At 69.7% G+C, this 14210-nt stretch carries 18 protein-coding genes; 5 read left to right on the plus strand and 13 right to left on the minus strand.

Going from position 1 to position 14210, the window contains the following annotated elements:
• Window positions 1-68 precede the first annotated feature (68 nt).
• Complete coding sequence (locus AB0M87_RS07165; protein ID WP_365850773.1) at window positions 69-1397, plus strand: nicotinate phosphoribosyltransferase; 1329 nt, start codon at window positions 69-71, stop codon at window positions 1395-1397.
• Between the two features lie 69 nt (window positions 1398-1466).
• Window positions 1467-2051 (plus strand): isochorismatase family protein, encoded by a 585-nt coding sequence (locus tag AB0M87_RS07170; protein WP_365850775.1) that lies wholly within the window; start codon window positions 1467-1469, stop codon window positions 2049-2051.
• A gap of 165 nt (window positions 2052-2216) precedes the next feature.
• Here the strand turns inward: AB0M87_RS07170 and AB0M87_RS07175 are convergent, their stop codons facing one another.
• A complete protein-coding gene (locus tag AB0M87_RS07175) occupies window positions 2217-2513 on the minus strand; it encodes a hypothetical protein (RefSeq protein ID WP_365850983.1) in 297 nt (98 codons plus the stop codon).
• 123 nt (window positions 2514-2636) lie between these two features.
• Window positions 2637-4994, minus strand: a complete 2358-nt coding sequence (locus tag AB0M87_RS07180; protein ID WP_365850985.1) for an immune inhibitor A domain-containing protein — start codon at window positions 4992-4994, stop codon at window positions 2637-2639.
• 492 nt (window positions 4995-5486) lie between these two features.
• On the opposite strand from AB0M87_RS07180, the gene AB0M87_RS07185 reads away from it, so the two are divergent.
• Window positions 5487-5816 carry a hypothetical protein gene (locus AB0M87_RS07185; protein ID WP_365850776.1) on the plus strand — a complete coding sequence of 110 codons (330 nt, stop codon included), beginning with the start codon at window positions 5487-5489 and terminating at the stop codon, window positions 5814-5816.
• Here AB0M87_RS07185 and AB0M87_RS07190 read toward each other — a convergent pair.
• Window positions 5802-6530: an RDD family protein gene (locus AB0M87_RS07190; protein ID WP_365850778.1), complete on the minus strand. Its 729-nt coding sequence runs from the start codon at window positions 6528-6530 to the stop codon at window positions 5802-5804. The two genes, AB0M87_RS07185 and AB0M87_RS07190, sit on opposite strands and share 15 nt — an antisense overlap.
• Before the next feature lie 64 nt (window positions 6531-6594).
• A complete protein-coding gene (locus AB0M87_RS07195; protein ID WP_365850780.1) occupies window positions 6595-7977 on the minus strand; it encodes an RDD family protein in 1383 nt (460 codons plus the stop codon).
• 211 nt (window positions 7978-8188) lie between these two features.
• On the opposite strand from AB0M87_RS07195, the gene AB0M87_RS07200 reads away from it, so the two are divergent.
• Entirely contained in the window at window positions 8189-8668 is a 480-nt protein-coding gene (locus AB0M87_RS07200; protein WP_365850782.1) for an SsgA family sporulation/cell division regulator, read from the plus strand.
• Between the two features lie 25 nt (window positions 8669-8693).
• Here the strand turns inward: AB0M87_RS07200 and AB0M87_RS07205 are convergent, their stop codons facing one another.
• The 9 genes from AB0M87_RS07205 to AB0M87_RS07245 form a co-directional block, all read right to left on the minus strand.
• A complete protein-coding gene (locus tag AB0M87_RS07205) occupies window positions 8694-10061 on the minus strand; it encodes an FAD-linked oxidase C-terminal domain-containing protein (RefSeq protein WP_365850784.1) in 1368 nt (455 codons plus the stop codon).
• 71 nt (window positions 10062-10132) lie between these two features.
• Complete coding sequence (locus AB0M87_RS07210) at window positions 10133-10417, minus strand: gas vesicle protein K (RefSeq protein WP_365850786.1); 285 nt, start codon at window positions 10415-10417, stop codon at window positions 10133-10135.
• A complete protein-coding gene (locus AB0M87_RS07215; protein ID WP_365850788.1) occupies window positions 10414-10644 on the minus strand; it encodes a gas vesicle protein in 231 nt (76 codons plus the stop codon). The genes AB0M87_RS07210 and AB0M87_RS07215 overlap by 4 nt, the downstream gene beginning before the upstream one ends.
• On the minus strand, window positions 10628-11437 hold the full coding sequence (locus tag AB0M87_RS07220) for a GvpL/GvpF family gas vesicle protein (protein ID WP_365850790.1): 810 nt from the start codon (window positions 11435-11437) through the stop codon (window positions 10628-10630). Before AB0M87_RS07220 ends, AB0M87_RS07215 begins: the two co-directional genes overlap by 17 nt.
• Window positions 11434-11787 (minus strand): gas vesicle protein, encoded by a 354-nt coding sequence (locus AB0M87_RS07225; protein WP_365850792.1) that lies wholly within the window; start codon window positions 11785-11787, stop codon window positions 11434-11436. The genes AB0M87_RS07220 and AB0M87_RS07225 overlap by 4 nt, the downstream gene beginning before the upstream one ends.
• The gene (locus AB0M87_RS07230; protein ID WP_365850794.1) at window positions 11784-12032 is read right to left on the minus strand and encodes a gas vesicle protein GvpG; all 249 of its coding nucleotides are present in this window, start codon (window positions 12030-12032) and stop codon (window positions 11784-11786) included. The genes AB0M87_RS07225 and AB0M87_RS07230 overlap by 4 nt, the downstream gene beginning before the upstream one ends.
• Before the next feature lies 1 nt (window position 12033).
• Entirely contained in the window at window positions 12034-12774 is a 741-nt protein-coding gene (locus AB0M87_RS07235; RefSeq protein WP_365850796.1) for a GvpL/GvpF family gas vesicle protein, read from the minus strand.
• Window positions 12775-12777: 3 nt separating this feature from the next.
• On the minus strand, window positions 12778-13230 hold the full coding sequence (locus AB0M87_RS07240) for a gas vesicle structural protein GvpA (protein ID WP_365850798.1): 453 nt from the start codon (window positions 13228-13230) through the stop codon (window positions 12778-12780).
• A 40-nt stretch (window positions 13231-13270) separates the two neighbouring features.
• Window positions 13271-13540 (minus strand): gas vesicle protein, encoded by a 270-nt coding sequence (locus tag AB0M87_RS07245; protein ID WP_365850800.1) that lies wholly within the window; start codon window positions 13538-13540, stop codon window positions 13271-13273.
• Window positions 13541-13746: 206 nt separating this feature from the next.
• Between AB0M87_RS07245 and AB0M87_RS07250 the strand changes: the two genes are divergently transcribed.
• Complete coding sequence (locus tag AB0M87_RS07250) at window positions 13747-14208, plus strand: Asp23/Gls24 family envelope stress response protein (RefSeq protein ID WP_365850802.1); 462 nt, start codon at window positions 13747-13749, stop codon at window positions 14206-14208.
• The last annotated feature ends 2 nt before the right edge of the window (window positions 14209-14210 follow it).

Consider the following 14210-nt stretch of genomic DNA (forward strand, 5'->3'; position numbering starts at 1 on the left):
GAGTGGCGGCGCACACACCGGCCCATAGATCTCGTCACTCTGACGAGATAGGGGGTAGCATCGCTCATATGAACACTTCGGACCTTGGCCTGCCGGTACATGTGCCGTCGACCGCGCTCTTCACCGACCAGTACGAGCTCACCATGCTCCAGGCCGCGCTCCGGGCCGGCAGCGCCGACCGGCGCTCGGTCTTCGAGGTCTTCACCCGGCGGCTGCCCGAGGGACGGCGGTACGGCGTCGTCGCCGGGACCGGGCGTGTGCTGGACGCGGTGGAGAACTTCCGGTTCGACGAGACCCAGCTGCGGTTTCTGAACGAGCAGAAGATCGTCGACGAGCCGACGGCCGAATGGCTGACGTCCTACCGCTTCGGCGGCGACATCTGGGGCTACCCGGAGGGCGAGGTCTACTTCCCGGGCTCCCCCATCCTGCGGGTGGAGGGTTCGTTCGCCGAGTGCGTGCTGCTCGAGACGGTCATCCTCTCGATCCTCAACCACGACTCGGCCATCGCCGCCGCGGCCTCCCGGATGTCCACGGCGGCCGGCGAACGCCCGCTGATCGAGATGGGCGCACGCCGTACGCACGAACTGGCGGCGGTGGCGTCCTCCCGCGCCGCGTACGTCGGCGGCTTCTCGACGACCTCCGACCTGGCGGCCGGGTTCCGTTACGGGATCCCCACCGTCGGCACCAGCGCGCACGCGTTCACCCTGCTGCACGACGACGAGCGGCAGGCGTTCACCGCGCAGGTCGAGTCGCTCGGGCGCGGCACCACCCTGCTGGTCGACACCTACGACGTGGCGGAGGCGGTCCGCACCGCGGTCGAGATCGCCGGGCCCGAACTGGGCGCGGTCCGCATCGACTCGGGGGACCTGCTGCTGGTCGCGCACAAGGTGCGCAAGGAACTGGACACCCTGGGGGCGACCGACACCAAGATCGTGGTCACCTCGGATCTGGACGAGTACGCCATCGCCTCGCTCGCCGCCGCGCCGGTGGACGCGTACGGAGTCGGCACCCAGCTCGTCACCGGCAGCGGGAACCCCACCTGCTCCATGGTCTACAAGCTGGTGGCCCGCGCCACGTCGGCCGACCCGGCGGCGCCGCTGCAGCCGGTGGCGAAGAAGTCGCTGGGCGCCAAGACCTCACGGGGCGGCCGCAAGTGGGCCGCGCGCCGGACGGACGCGGACGGTGTCGCCGAGGCGGAGGTGATCGGCACGGGCACGGTGCCGGCCGAACTGGCCGACCGGCAATTGCTGGTCCAGCTGGTCAAGGGCGGCTCGGTCATCGAGCGCGAGCCGCTGGACCGGGTGCGCGAGCGGCATCTCGCGGTGCGCTCGACGCTGCCGATGTCGGCGCTTCAGCTGTCCCGGGGGGAGGCGGTCATCCCCACCGAGTACGCGTGAGTCACCACGGGCATACCTCCGTTGTCATTGCTCCTACCGCTGTCACTCTTGCGACAAAGGGAATCCGTCATGCATCGCGCCTTGATCGTCGTTGATGTGCAGAACGACTTCTGCGAGGGCGGAAGTCTCGCCGTCGCCGGTGGGGCGGATGTCGCCGCCGCCATCACGGAACTGATCGGACAGGCCCCCGCCTGCTACCGACACGTCGTGGCCACCCGCGACCACCACGTGGACCCCGGCAACCACTTCTCGTCCCACCCCGACTACGTCCGCTCCTGGCCGCCGCATTGCGTGGCGGGCACGGAGGGGGTGGGCTTCCACGCCAATTTCGCGCCGGCCGTCGCATCGGGGGCGATCGACGCGGTCTTCGACAAGGGGGCGTACGCGGCGGCCTACAGCGGCTTCGAGGGCGTCGACGAGAACGGCGTCACCCTGGCCGACTGGCTGCGGGCGCGGGAGATCACCGCGGTCGACGTGGTCGGCATAGCCACCGACCACTGTGTGCGGGCCACGGCGCTGGACGCGGTGGGGGCGGGGCTCACGACCACTGTGCTGCTGGACCTTACGGCGGGGGTCTCGGCGGAGACGACGGGACGGGCGCTGGATGAGATGCGCTCGGCCGGGGCGGAGTTGCGGGGCAAGCCGGTGGTGTGAGCGGGGGTGCGGCTTCTTTCCGGGGCTCTGCGCCGGACCCCGCTCCTCGATCTCCCCCCAGCTACCTCCCCCGGACCCCGTCCGGGGGGCCCCCACGGAGGGGCCCCCAGGAGGGGCTGGGTTTTGCGCACGGTGGATCGGACGTGCGGCAACAATCAGGCTCGGCTACCGCAGCAGTGCTCCGATGGGGTGCCAGAGTTCGGCGCGGTCCTGGGGGGCCGCGCGCCACAGGAGGCCGTCCGGGTGGTGCAGGACGGCGGTGATCTCGTCGGGAGTCGGTGGGTGGGTGTTTCCGCGGAGGTACACCGCGCGGAGGCCCAGATTCCGTAGGCGGGTCAGCGCGCGGGCGCGGTTCGCCGCGCGGACCAGGACGCGCACCTCGGTCAGCCGGTCCGGGCTCGGCAGGGTGAGTGCGACCACCACGCTACCGCTCGGAAGTCTGGTGAATCCGCCACCTGGCATACCGTTCATCTCCCCCATGAGACCTCGTGTCAATAAGAGCTGTGCAAGACGCACCTAAACACGATCGGCCGCCGCCCGCTAGAGGGCGACGGCCGATCATGTCTTGACCTGCGGGTATGTGCGTCAGTGGTGCGAGGGACCGACGTGGACCGTGATCGTGGAGCCGCTCAGCGGCTGCCGCAGGATCGTGATCCGGGTGTTGGTGTCAGTAACCTGGACACTGCCGGTCTTGTTCTGCTCGTACCAGTACGTTCCCTTGTGGTCGTCGAAGACCGGAACACCCAGCTGCGGGTGGATCCGGGTGGCGACGTCCGCGTTGTGCAGGGTGAACCCGTTCGTCGGGTACCAGCTGAACGGCGCGTCGAAGGGCTGGATCTTGTTCCGGATGACCGTGCCGTCCGACCACTTCAGCGGCTTGGCGTGCGAGTCGATCGGAAGGATCTGGCCCTGGCCCGGGTGCGCGCTGACGTTGTTGTCCGGCTGCGAGGTGTCCCACTGCCAGATCATCAGGCCGCGCTGGTACGGGTAGTACTCCACCCAGTCCGGGCGGGTCTTCGAGAAGCCGAAGTTGTACGGGCCCGTCTTGAGCGTCTGGTCGAACGAGACGTACTGGCGGTTCTCCGCGATGTAGTACTGCGGGTAGTCCTTGGTGAACGACTCGGCGATGCGCGAGAAGCCCGAAGCGGTCCAACCCGCGTCGTCCGTCTCGGCGTTGTCCGTGAAGAGCGGAGCACCGTCGGCGTTCACCGAGATCGCGTCGGCCGCGAAGCCCTTGCCTGCCACACCGCCGTCGGTCGCGTAGCGGAAGCGCAGCTCGATCTTCTTGCCCGCGTAGGCGTCGAGCGGGTACGAGAGGTTCTTGTACACGGTGGACGAACCGGTCAGCGCGGGCTTGTCGCCGCCGTCGCGCGGGATCTGCGCACCGTCGGCCTTGCCGTCGATGGCGGTCCAGTCGGCGCCGCCGTCCGTCGACACCTCGGTGTAGAGGTAGTCGTAGTCCTTCTCGATGTCCCACCAGCCGGAAAGGTCCAGCGATGCCTTGGACTTGCCGGTCAGGTCGACGGAACGGGTCAGCGTGTTGGAGAGGTTGTCACCCATCCCGCTCCACCACTGCTTGGTGCCCTCGGCCGGCTTGACGATGGTCGTGGTGACCGGCTTGTCCGGCAGCGAGACGACCAGCGCCTGCTTGTTCTTGGTGTTGTACTCCGAGACGCCCAGCTTGGTGGTCGACGACGTCGCGGCCTTGGCCTCGCCGTAGTTGAGCCAGCCCAGCTGGAGCTTGTCCCAGGCGGACAGGTCGCCCGGCATGTTGCCGATGGCGTTGTCACCCGTGCTCAGCCAGGAACCCGCCGACATCAGCGACCAGAAACCGACCGAGTTCTCGGCGGTGTTGGTGGTGTCGTACTCGTCGGGCAGGCCCAGGTCGTGGCCGTACTCGTGGGCGAAGACACCGAGGCCGCCGTTCTCCGGCTGCATCGTGTAGTCGCCGACCCACATGCCGGTGTCACCGATCGGGGTGCCGCCGGCCTCGTTGTCGGCCGGGCCGGTCTTGCCGGTGTCCGTGCCGTACACGTACGAGCGGTGCGCCCAGAGGGCGTCGGTGCCCTGCGCGCCGCCGCCGGCCGACTCGTCCTCGCCGGCGTGCACGATCTGGAAGTGGTCGATGTAGCCGTCGGGCTCGTTGAAGTTGCCGTCGCCGTCGTAGTCGTAGCGGTCCCACTGGTCGTAGGTGGCCAGCGTCGCCTTGATCTCGGCATCCGTCTTGCCCGCGGCCTTCTGCGCGTCGACCCACGCGTTGATGCCGTCGCGCACCAGGTCGCCGGCGCTGGCGCAGATGGTGGAGCCGCAGTAGTTGGAACCGTAACGCGCCTCGTTGTACGGGACGGTGACCCAGTCGGAGACATCGCCCTCGACCGAGTAACGGCCCGACGAGTTCTTCTCGTAGAACGTCTTCAGCGACTCGGTGCCCTTGCCCGTACCGAAGTACAGGTTCTGGAAGTGGTCGCGGTTGTAGTCGTTCTGCCAGGCCGTGCTGTTGTCCTTCGTGCGGTCCGGCTGGGCGATCTCGTTGTGCGCGGGGCCGGGTGTGCCGCCGTACTTCTTGACCGGCGGCTTCGGGCCGTCGGGGCCGTCCGGGTCGTACATGGTGGTGTCGTCGACCTTGGTGCCGAACTGCGCCAGGACCGTGAAGATCTTGTCGGTCTTCTCCCGGCCGAGTTCGACGTACTTCTTGTCGTCGAGCCGCACGACCTGCGAACCGTGTTTCGACTGGACCTTCTTGTGGCCCGCTATGACCTGCTCGAGCGCTGCCTGGTGCTGCTTGTCCTGCTGCCGGCTGAGGGCGCTCGGGATGTTGTCGTGCCCGCCCTTGAGCCCGGTCCCGGGGTCCCGGCGGTCGATCTTCTTGGCCGCCGGCGTCGTGGATGCCGTGGGCGCCTTGGTGTCGGCCTGGGCCGTGGCGTACGCCGCGGTGGTTGCCATGGTCGCGGCGATGGCCACGAGTACGGCGCCCGCGCGGGTCGTCGCCCGTCTCTTGATATTCACTTGGTGCTGTCCTCCCCGAACAAGTCGCAAGTGACGACATTCGATCGAAGGTGCGAGAGAAAAGACAGACCTTGACTTGCACACTCCAATTGCACTATGCAGGGCGCGACTTCCGGTATCCGGACGCGCCGCGGACGCCTCCCGGACGACTCCCGGACGTCCCGCGGACGGCCCTCGGGGTCGGGATGCCTCACCCTCCCCATCGACCTCACACGCAGTCAACGGGCGCGTCCGTCCCAGCACTTGGCCGGCAGAATGACTCCGTGCGCCCCCTGTGCATCGGCACCGTGGGTTAGGTCACGCTTACTACCGGTTCCGCTCGGGCATGCGTCGGATTAGAGTCTTTCGACGGCGTGCCGGTGCCGGGAGAGGTACCGGTCCGCTCTGTCGAATCGACCGCCCACCGCTGTCCCTAGGACGGATATCGCCATGCCGCGTCCGACTGCCGCACAGCTCGCCTATGGTTCGGCCACCGTCGTCTTCTCCACGCTGGCGATGTTGCTGCTCTCCCGCACCACTTCGGGCGTCGGAGTCGCCGTCATCGTGCTGGCGGCGTGGATCCTCGGGCTCCTGGTCGCCATGACCGTGCCCATGCCGAGGGCGGCACGTGCGGCGGAGGCCGGGGTCCGGAACGGCGCGGCCCAGGACAGCGCCGGCCGGGCCGCCGTCTCGGTACCGGCGAGCGCACCCGCCGCCGTACGCGTGACAGCGCCCACCGGCCGGGCGGACCGCGTCGGCGGGCACTCACTGCGGAGCTGACACCACCACCGTCTTGGCCGCCTTGTCGTGCAGACCCTGTTTGTAGGGCCGGTCGAAGAAACTCCAGCCGCCGCAGATCGCGGTCCAAACGCAGGCACAGCAGAAGACCGCGGGCAGCCACAGCACCAGAGCCCGGACGAACGCCGACTGCACAGTGGGTGTGGTGCCGTCGTTGAGGTTCGCGGTGCGCAGATTGAGCAGCCGTTTGCCGTAGGTCTGGCCGCTGCCCCGAGACGTCATGAACGTGTCGTAGCCGACGTAGAGAATCGCCGCGAGGATGCTCTGGCCGACTTCCCGGCCGTACGCCACATTGTCGGAGGTGTAGTTGTACCGGAACCCGCCGAACGCCAGGGAGATCAGCCAGACGACCACGGCGACGATCACGATGTCGACGATCCGGGCCAGCACCCGTTTACCGCTCGGCGCGAGCGGCGGCATCCCGGCGAGGGGGTCGCTGCCGCCGTAGCCGCCGCCGTAGGCGTTCGGGTCGTACGGCGGTGGCGGAGCGCCGTAGGGACCGTCGGAGCCGCCGCCCGGCGGGGGTGGCGGCTGCTGAGGACCTCCGCCGCCGTACGGGCCGCCACCGGGCGGCGTGGAGCCGTGCGGCGGGTTGTCGTACGGGTTGCCCGGCGGCGGCGGAACGTCGTCCTGCGGCTTCTTGAGGAACGGGTCGTCCTCGGGAGGCGGACCGGACGGAGGGGGATCGGTGCTCATGGCCCGAGTCGACCGCGCCGGGCAGAGCCCCGCATCCGGTCAAGGCCGTACGAGTGACGGCCCGTCAGCCGACCGCCACGAAGGTCCGCGCCGCCTTGTCGTGCCAGCACTGCCGCCATGGCCGGTCGAACAGGCACCAGAGCACGTTGACCACACCGATGACCAGCAGGCTCAGCACGCCGTAGACCAGCCAGCGGGTCAGCGCGGCTCCGAAGGCCGGTGGTTCATAGGTCTCCATTCCGCGCACCTGGATGCCGCACAGCTTCTTCCCCAGGGTGCGCCCCCACTTGGCGGTGGGCAGCGCCTCGTAGAGCAGCCCGAGCACCAGGAAGGCGCCGATGACGACGCCGAGGCAGCCGGCCGTCGTCCCGTCCAGCAGCCAGACCGTGACGGTGGTGCCGGACAGTTTGGCCTCGTCGATCTTGCTGCTGATGTGGTCCGCCGCCTTCGTCAGGAACGGCACGGCCACCGCGCCGACGACCGCGCCCAGGAGAACGGCGTCGATCAGCCGCGCCACCAGCCGTTTGCCGAGACTCGCGGGACGGGCGGACGCCTGGGCACGAGCGGCCTGCAGGAAGGGGTCCTCGACCACCGGCTTCCAGGGCGGCAGCCCCTGCTCATCGGACTCCGCCCCGGGCCTGGCCAGCTGCTGCACCTGCTGCGGCCAGGAGGCGGCACCACCGCCCGGCCCGGGGGTGGTCGGTGTGCCGAGCGGGCGTGCCTGCGAGGGCAGTTGCGGCTGCGGGGGCGCCGGCTGCGGGGCCTGGCGGGCTTGCTGCTGGGGTTGCTGGGCCTGCTGTTGGGCCGGGACCTGCGGCGGGGCGGCCTGTTGAGCTTGCGGTGGCTGGTGCTGCTGGGGTGACTGCTGCTGGGGCTGCGGGCGCACGGCCCGGATGGACATCGTGCCGTCCGTCCTGCTCGTCCGGCCGGTTCCGCCGGGCCCCTGCGGACGCAGCGCGCGGAGGGCGACCGTGTCCGACGGCACGCCGGACTCCTTACGGCCGGCCGGCAGCGCGGGCCTGCCCTGCTCCGGCCCGGCGGGCTGCTCCGCGGCGGGCGCTTCGGCCGGCGTGCGGGGGTCCGGGCCGCCCCAGGAGACCCGGCGGTCGCGCTCACCACCGAAGCCGGTCTGGCGTGAGGCGTCGGCCTGCCAGGCGGACGAGGGCTCCTGGCGGCTGTCGTACTCCGGTTCCTCGTCGAAGAAGACCGGCCCGGTCTCCTCCGCAGCGGGCACAGCAGGGGCAGCAGCAGGCGCAGGCGCGGCGCCGCCGGACGGTACCGGCATGGCCGGGTTGCCGTCCGCGCTGCCGCCCTCGGGGGCAGGGCGGCTCGTGCCGGGCACCCAGGAGCCACCGTTCCAGTACCGCACGTATCCGGGGATCGATGGGTCCGGGTAGTAGCCGGGTGTGGGGCTGCCGTCGCCGGTGGCCGGGGTGGGGGCGCTCATCTCCGTGGTCCCGTATCTCCTCGAGAGCCGCAATGCAGGGCTCCACATGTATCAGACCGCCGCACGACCACGGACCGGTCCTGCCGCATCGACCACTTTCCGGTCATCGGCACATCATCATCGAAACCCGCGTCATAGCTGCGGGGCAAGGTGCTCTCACCCTGTGCGGCCCGTCTTCGGGCCATCCTGACAAGGAGAGGAAGGGCACGCCATGGACACCGTGGTGGAACGTGAACTGGAACTCATGCTGGTGCTGTCGCCGGAGCGCAGCATCCCGGTCCCCGCCCGGCTGGCCTACCGCACGGAGGACCCCTACGCCGTGCACGTCAGCTTTCACATCTGCTCCGAGGCCCCGGTGAACTGGACCTTCGCCCGGGAACTGCTCGTCGAGGGCGTGTTCCGGCCGTGCGGTCACGGTGACGTCCGGATCTGGCCCACCAAGGTGGACGGCAGGAGCCTCATCTGCATGGCGTTGACATCGCCGGACGGGAACGCGCTGCTGGAGGCGCCCGCCGCGCAGGTCTCCGCCTGGCTGGAGCGGACCCTGCGGGCGGTGCCGCCGGGGTCGGAGGGCGACCGGCTCGGCCTCGACGAAGGACTGTCCGCGCTGCTCAGCGCGCTGCCCGCGGACGATCTCTGGCTGAGCGACCCGTGGCCGTCCGAGGAGTCCGCCGACGACGAGAGCCAGTGAGCGGCCCGCGAGCCGGGGGCCGCGGTCAGAACAGCTTGCCGGGGTTGAGCAGACCCAGCGGGTCGAAGGCCTGCTTGACCCCGCGTTGCAGTTCCAGACCGACCGGGCCGAGCTCACGCGCCAGCCACTCCTTCTTGAGCAGTCCGACGCCGTGTTCGCCGGTGATCGTGCCGCCGAGTCGCAGGCCGAGCGCCATGATCTCGTCGAAGGATTCGCGGGCCCTGCGCGACTCGTCGGGGTTCTCCTGGTCGAAGCAGACCACCGGATGGGTGTTCCCGTCGCCCGCATGAGCGCAGACGCCGATGGTGAGGCCGTACTTGTCGGCGATGGCCGCCGTGCCGTCGAGCATCGCGCCGAGCTGGGAACGGGGCACGCAGACATCGTCGATCATCGTGGCCGATTTGACCGTCTCCAGCGCGGTGAGGGACATCCGCCGTGCCTGCAGCAGGAGTTCGGACTCGGCCACGTCCTCGGCGGGCACCACTTCGGTGGCCCCGGCCGCCGTACAGAGCGCGCCCACCGCGGCCAGGTCTGCCGCCGGGTCGGGGGTGTCGAAGGCGGCGAGCAGCAGGGCCTCGGTGGTCTCGGGGAGACCCATGTGCGCCATCTTGTTGACCGCGTGGATGGTCGTGCGGTCCATGAGTTCGAGGAGTGACGGCGTGTGGCCCTCCTCCATGATCCGGCAGATCGCGTCGCAGGCGGCCGTGGCGGAGGAGAACTCGGCGGCCAGCACCAGCTGCTGCGGCGGGGCGGGCTTCAGGGCGAGTACGGCCCGCACGACGATGCCGAGGCTGCCCTCGGAGCCGACGAAGAGGCGGGTCAGGTCGTAACCGGCGACTCCCTTGGCGGTGCGGCGACCCGTGCTGAGCAGCCGGCCATCGGCGAGCACCACATCGAGCCCCAGTACGTATTCGGCGGTCACCCCGTACTTCACGCAGCACAGGCCGCCGGACGCCGTGCCGATATTGCCGCCGATGGTGCACATCTCCCAGCTGGACGGGTCCGGCGGGTAGTACAGGCCCTGTTCGGCGACGGCGCGGGAGAGTACCGCGTTGATGACGCCCGGTTCGACGACCGCGATCCGGTCCACCGGGCTGATTTCCAGGATCCGGTCCATCGTGACCAGCGACAGCACGATGCAGCCGTCACTGGCGTTGGCCGCGCCGGAGAGCCCGGTGCGGGCGCCCTGCGGGACGACCGGTGTCCGGAGGGCGGTGGCAGTACGCATCACATGCTGGACCTGCTCGACGGTGCGCGGCAGGACGACCACGGCCGGGGTGCCGGCCTCGCAGAAGCCGGCCATGTCGTTGGCGTACGAGGTCATCACGTCGGGGTCGGTGACCAGGGCTTCCGCGGGAAGTCCGGCGCGCAGCTGTTCGAGCAGATCGTTCATGATCCCAGCGTGACACCGGGGCGCTCGGCTGGGAAGGGGCGGAGCCGCCGGCGACCGGGGCGGCACCGGGGTCACCGGGCTTCGTAGGACAGCAGGGTGCCGAGCGGGCCGAGGTCCAGGTTGAGGTCCTCGCGGCGCAGCCCGTGCTGCGCGCACAGTTCCGTCATCCGCTCGTCGAGAAGCATCAGGGTGGTCCCCACGCGTTCCTCCTGCTCCTCGGTCAGCTCTCCACTGTCGAACCGGCGGATCGCCTGCCGCTCCATCAGTTGTCTGAGCAGCTCGACGACGGTCAGTACCAGCGACGCCAGGTCGCGGCCGACGTGGTGCGGGTCGAGGTCCAGCCGGGTGTCGGTCACAGGGGTCCTCCATCGGCCCACGGCGCGGGGACGCGTTCGCTGACGGACGCCAGCAGGGCGTGCAGGGAGAGGCGGACCAGCGGCACCTCCGCGATGGCGATCACCAGGTCCCCGCTGATGACCACGCCGGTGCCGAGCACCCTGTCGAGCAGGTCGACCAGCGGAACGCCGATCGGCGCGGTGGCTTCCGGGCCCTGCCACGGAACGGGGTCACTGGTGCGCGGCACGATCGTCTCCGTCCGTGAAGGAGTATGGGGCCCAGGGCCCGGACACGTCGATCTCGATGTCGTCGAAGCCCGGGGTGCCGCGCAGCCGCCCGATCGTGGTGGCAGGCTCGTCGCTTCCGTCCCGGGCGATCAGATAGGCGGCGTTCAGGATCTGGGTTCGGTCGGGGCCGGTCACCTCGGGGCCGTGCGGACGCCGGCGGACCGAGCCGGCCGCGATCTGCCGCACCGCGCTGTCCACCCGCTCGGCCGCGGCCAGTGCGTCCTCCCGCTGCCGCTCGCGCAACTGCTGGCGGCTGCGCAGGCGGTTCAGGTACGCCCGTCCGGACGTCTCGGGCGGCGCCTGCCCGGGGGGCCGGTCCGGGTGGGCGGGCCGGGCCAGGGGTGCGGGCTGCGTCAGGTAGACCTTGACGGCCCATTCCGCGCGTCCCGCGATGCGGTCGAGCACCGCACGGAACCGTTCCTGGTTCTCCGCGAGGGCGGCGGCGGCCCGCTCGTCGCCGCGGTAGAGCGTGGCCAGCGGGAGCGGCACCGCGGGGCCGGCCGCGGCAGCCGCGCTGACGACGTCGTGATGGGTTCGTGCACAGCGTTCGAGTTCGGCCGCGTCGGCGAGCCGCTCCCGCAGTGCGGCCTCGGCGAAGGCTGCCGCCGGCACGTCCTGGACCACGGCCCGCAGGGAGCCGATCGTCAGGAAGCGCAGCGGTCCGCCCTCCGGGTGCCCGCCGGCCGGGCCGAGTGCCCGGGGGTGGTCCGGCCCGCAGACGGCGAAGACGTAGGTGGCTGGCGACGCGGTCATCGGTGACGTAGTTCCCTTCCGCTGCCCGCTGCTCGGGTGTCGTCGCCCTCCAGAGCCTCGATCCGTTCGCGCAGCCGCTGGTTCTCCTCGGAGAGGGCGTTGTGCGCGGCGCGCGAGGAGAGGGCGGGATCGGTCTCCCACCAGTCGATGCCGGCCTTCTTCGCGGTCTCCACGGACGAGATGAACAGCCGCAGCCGAATCGTCAGCAGTTCGATGTCCAGCAGATCGATCTTGATGTCGCCGGCGATGACGATGCCCTTGTCCAGCACCCGTTCCAGGATCTCCGCCAGATTGGTGGTGGAGGGTGCGTGCGACGGGGCCTCCGAGCTCCAGTTGTCCACTTCCGTCACGGTCCGCCTCCAGGTGCGGTCGTCTTTCTTTCGAGCAGGTCCAGCAGCCGCTCTTCCTCGCGTTCGAACTGCGCAAGGTCGATCTCACCGTCGTCCAGGGAACGGTTCAGCGCAGCGAGCCGCGCGCGGATCACGCCGGGGTCGTAGAGCTCCGCCTCCGCCGCGTCGATGAGCCGGTCGGACACCCAGACCACGCCGCGTACCGGCGCCAGCGGGAGGAGCAGCACGCTGGAGAACAGGCCCATGTCAGGCCTTGACCGGTACGCGTTCCGAGCCCACGAAGCTGTAACAGGGCAATGGCCCGGTCACCCGCAGTTCCAGCCGGTCCAGGTGGTCCGCGGCGAATCGCTCGGCGACGGCACGGAAAGGCCCCTCGTCGCGCCGCCGGAGCAGGAACGAGGCATTCAGCACGCAGCCGTCCACGTCCGGGCCCGTCCGCATCTCTTCGGCGATCTCGGCGAATTCGGCGGGCAACCTGGCCGCAGCCAGCCCGGCCCTGCGCCGCAGGCCGACCGCCACGGCTTCGCCCAGCCGGACGTTGGCTTCGTAACCGGGGTGACGACGGGTTTCCTCCCGCATCCTCCGGACCACCGGATCCTCGCGGATCAGTGCCGCCAGATTGTCCTGCACCGGTGTGACCTTGACGTTCATCTCGATGCGGGCATCCAGCCGTTCCAGGACCGCGGCGTGCTCGTCACCGCGCGCCGCGACATCGGCCAGCACCGTCGCCTCGTCCGGCGCGACCACGCCGAAACGCATGGGCAGCACCGGTCCGGACCGGGCCAGCCTCAGCAGCACGTCCTGGTGTGCCATCAGGTCACGGCGGCGGGCCCTGAGTCCCGGATGAGCCGCGCTGATCACGACCGCCAGTTCGCCGGCCGGCAGCAGCCGGACGGGGGTCGGCGGCTCGCCGACGCCCCGGACGCCGGAGTCGAGCGGGTGGGCGCTGCCGACGATGCCGTACACGTAGACACCTGAAGCGGTCATCGGTCAGCGTTCCTCTCGGTGGCGGCGGGTGCGTTCGCTGTCGGTGCTTCGCGAGCGGGATGCCTTGGTGCGGCGCGGGCGGGCTTCCTTCGCCGCGTCCTCGTCGTCATCGTCACCCGCTCCGACGGCCTTCTTCACCTTGTCGCCCACGGAACTCGCGGCCTTCTTGGCCCCGGCTTTCCGCACGCTGCTCATTCCGCCACCGAACAGCTCGGGCACGGTCCTGCTGGTCTCATCGTTTTCCAGATCGAGCCGATTGCAGGCTTCGGCGAACCGCAGATAGGTGTCGACGCTGGCGACGACGATCCGTGCGTCGATCTTCAGGATTTCGATGCCGACCAGCGATACGCGCACGAAGATGTCAATGACCATGCCGCGGTCGAGAATGAGTTCCAGGACGTCATAGAGGCTTCCGGCGCGCGGAACGCGGACAACCTCCTCGCTGTATGTACTCAAGGGATGACCATCTCTCCGGATTGGCTCTGGTGGCGGGCGCTCATGTGTCTGCCTGACCGCGGCGGTAGCGGCGGACTCGGCGGTACTGCAGCAGAGCGCCGCCCTTGTCGAGATCCACTTCGTATGTGGCAAGGAGGCTGGTCGTATCGGGAATGCGCGGGAGTTCCAGCACATCCACGTCGACATGCCAGCCGTCGTCGGTCCGTGAGACGGCGGAGACGCCTTCAGCCCTGTGGTTGATCAACCTCTTCAGGGATTTGACGGCACGCTCCGCCGCCTCCTCCGCTCCTTTTACCTGCTGCTCCGGCATGTACGTCAGTTTGCTGACCGTACGGCCGCCCCGCATGCGGTGATGGACCGAACGGGCTGTCCCCGTGAACCACACGAATGGCGGCTTGCCGAAGGCCGGAGGACATTGGAAGGCAGGGTGCGCACCGCAATGCGGGAACAGCGCTCGCTGAAGCATCCCCTTGCCACTCGCAGACACATCTCCCTTTTCTCTCTGGAGGATCTTCGATGGCCACCGACTTCACCAGCAACGGCAACAGCCCGCTCGCCACCAGAAGGGGCGACCGGGAAACACGCGGCACGACCACCATCGCCGACACCGTCGTCGCGACCGTCGCGGGCATCGCGGTCCGCGAGACGCAGGGAATCTACGCCGTGGGCGGCAGCGCTTCGCGAGCGCTGGGATCCGTACGCGACAGGGTCGCCAAATCATCCGATCCCGGCCGGGGCGTCAAGGTCGAAGTCGGCGAGACACAGGCCGCGATCGATCTGGACGTCATCGTCGAATACGGCGAACCCATCGCGGACGCGGCAAAGGAGATACGGAGTCGGGTGACGGACGCCGTGGAGACGATGACAGGACTGGAAGTCGTCGAGATCAACATCAGTGTGCTCGACGTCCATCTGCCCGGATCGGACAACGAGCGCGACGACGAGGACAGCGGTAGCCGGAGCGAGCGGGTCCGGTAAGG

This window comes from Streptomyces sp. NPDC051320, assembly GCF_040682175.1.
Lineage (GTDB): Bacteria > Actinomycetota > Actinomycetes > Streptomycetales > Streptomycetaceae > Streptomyces.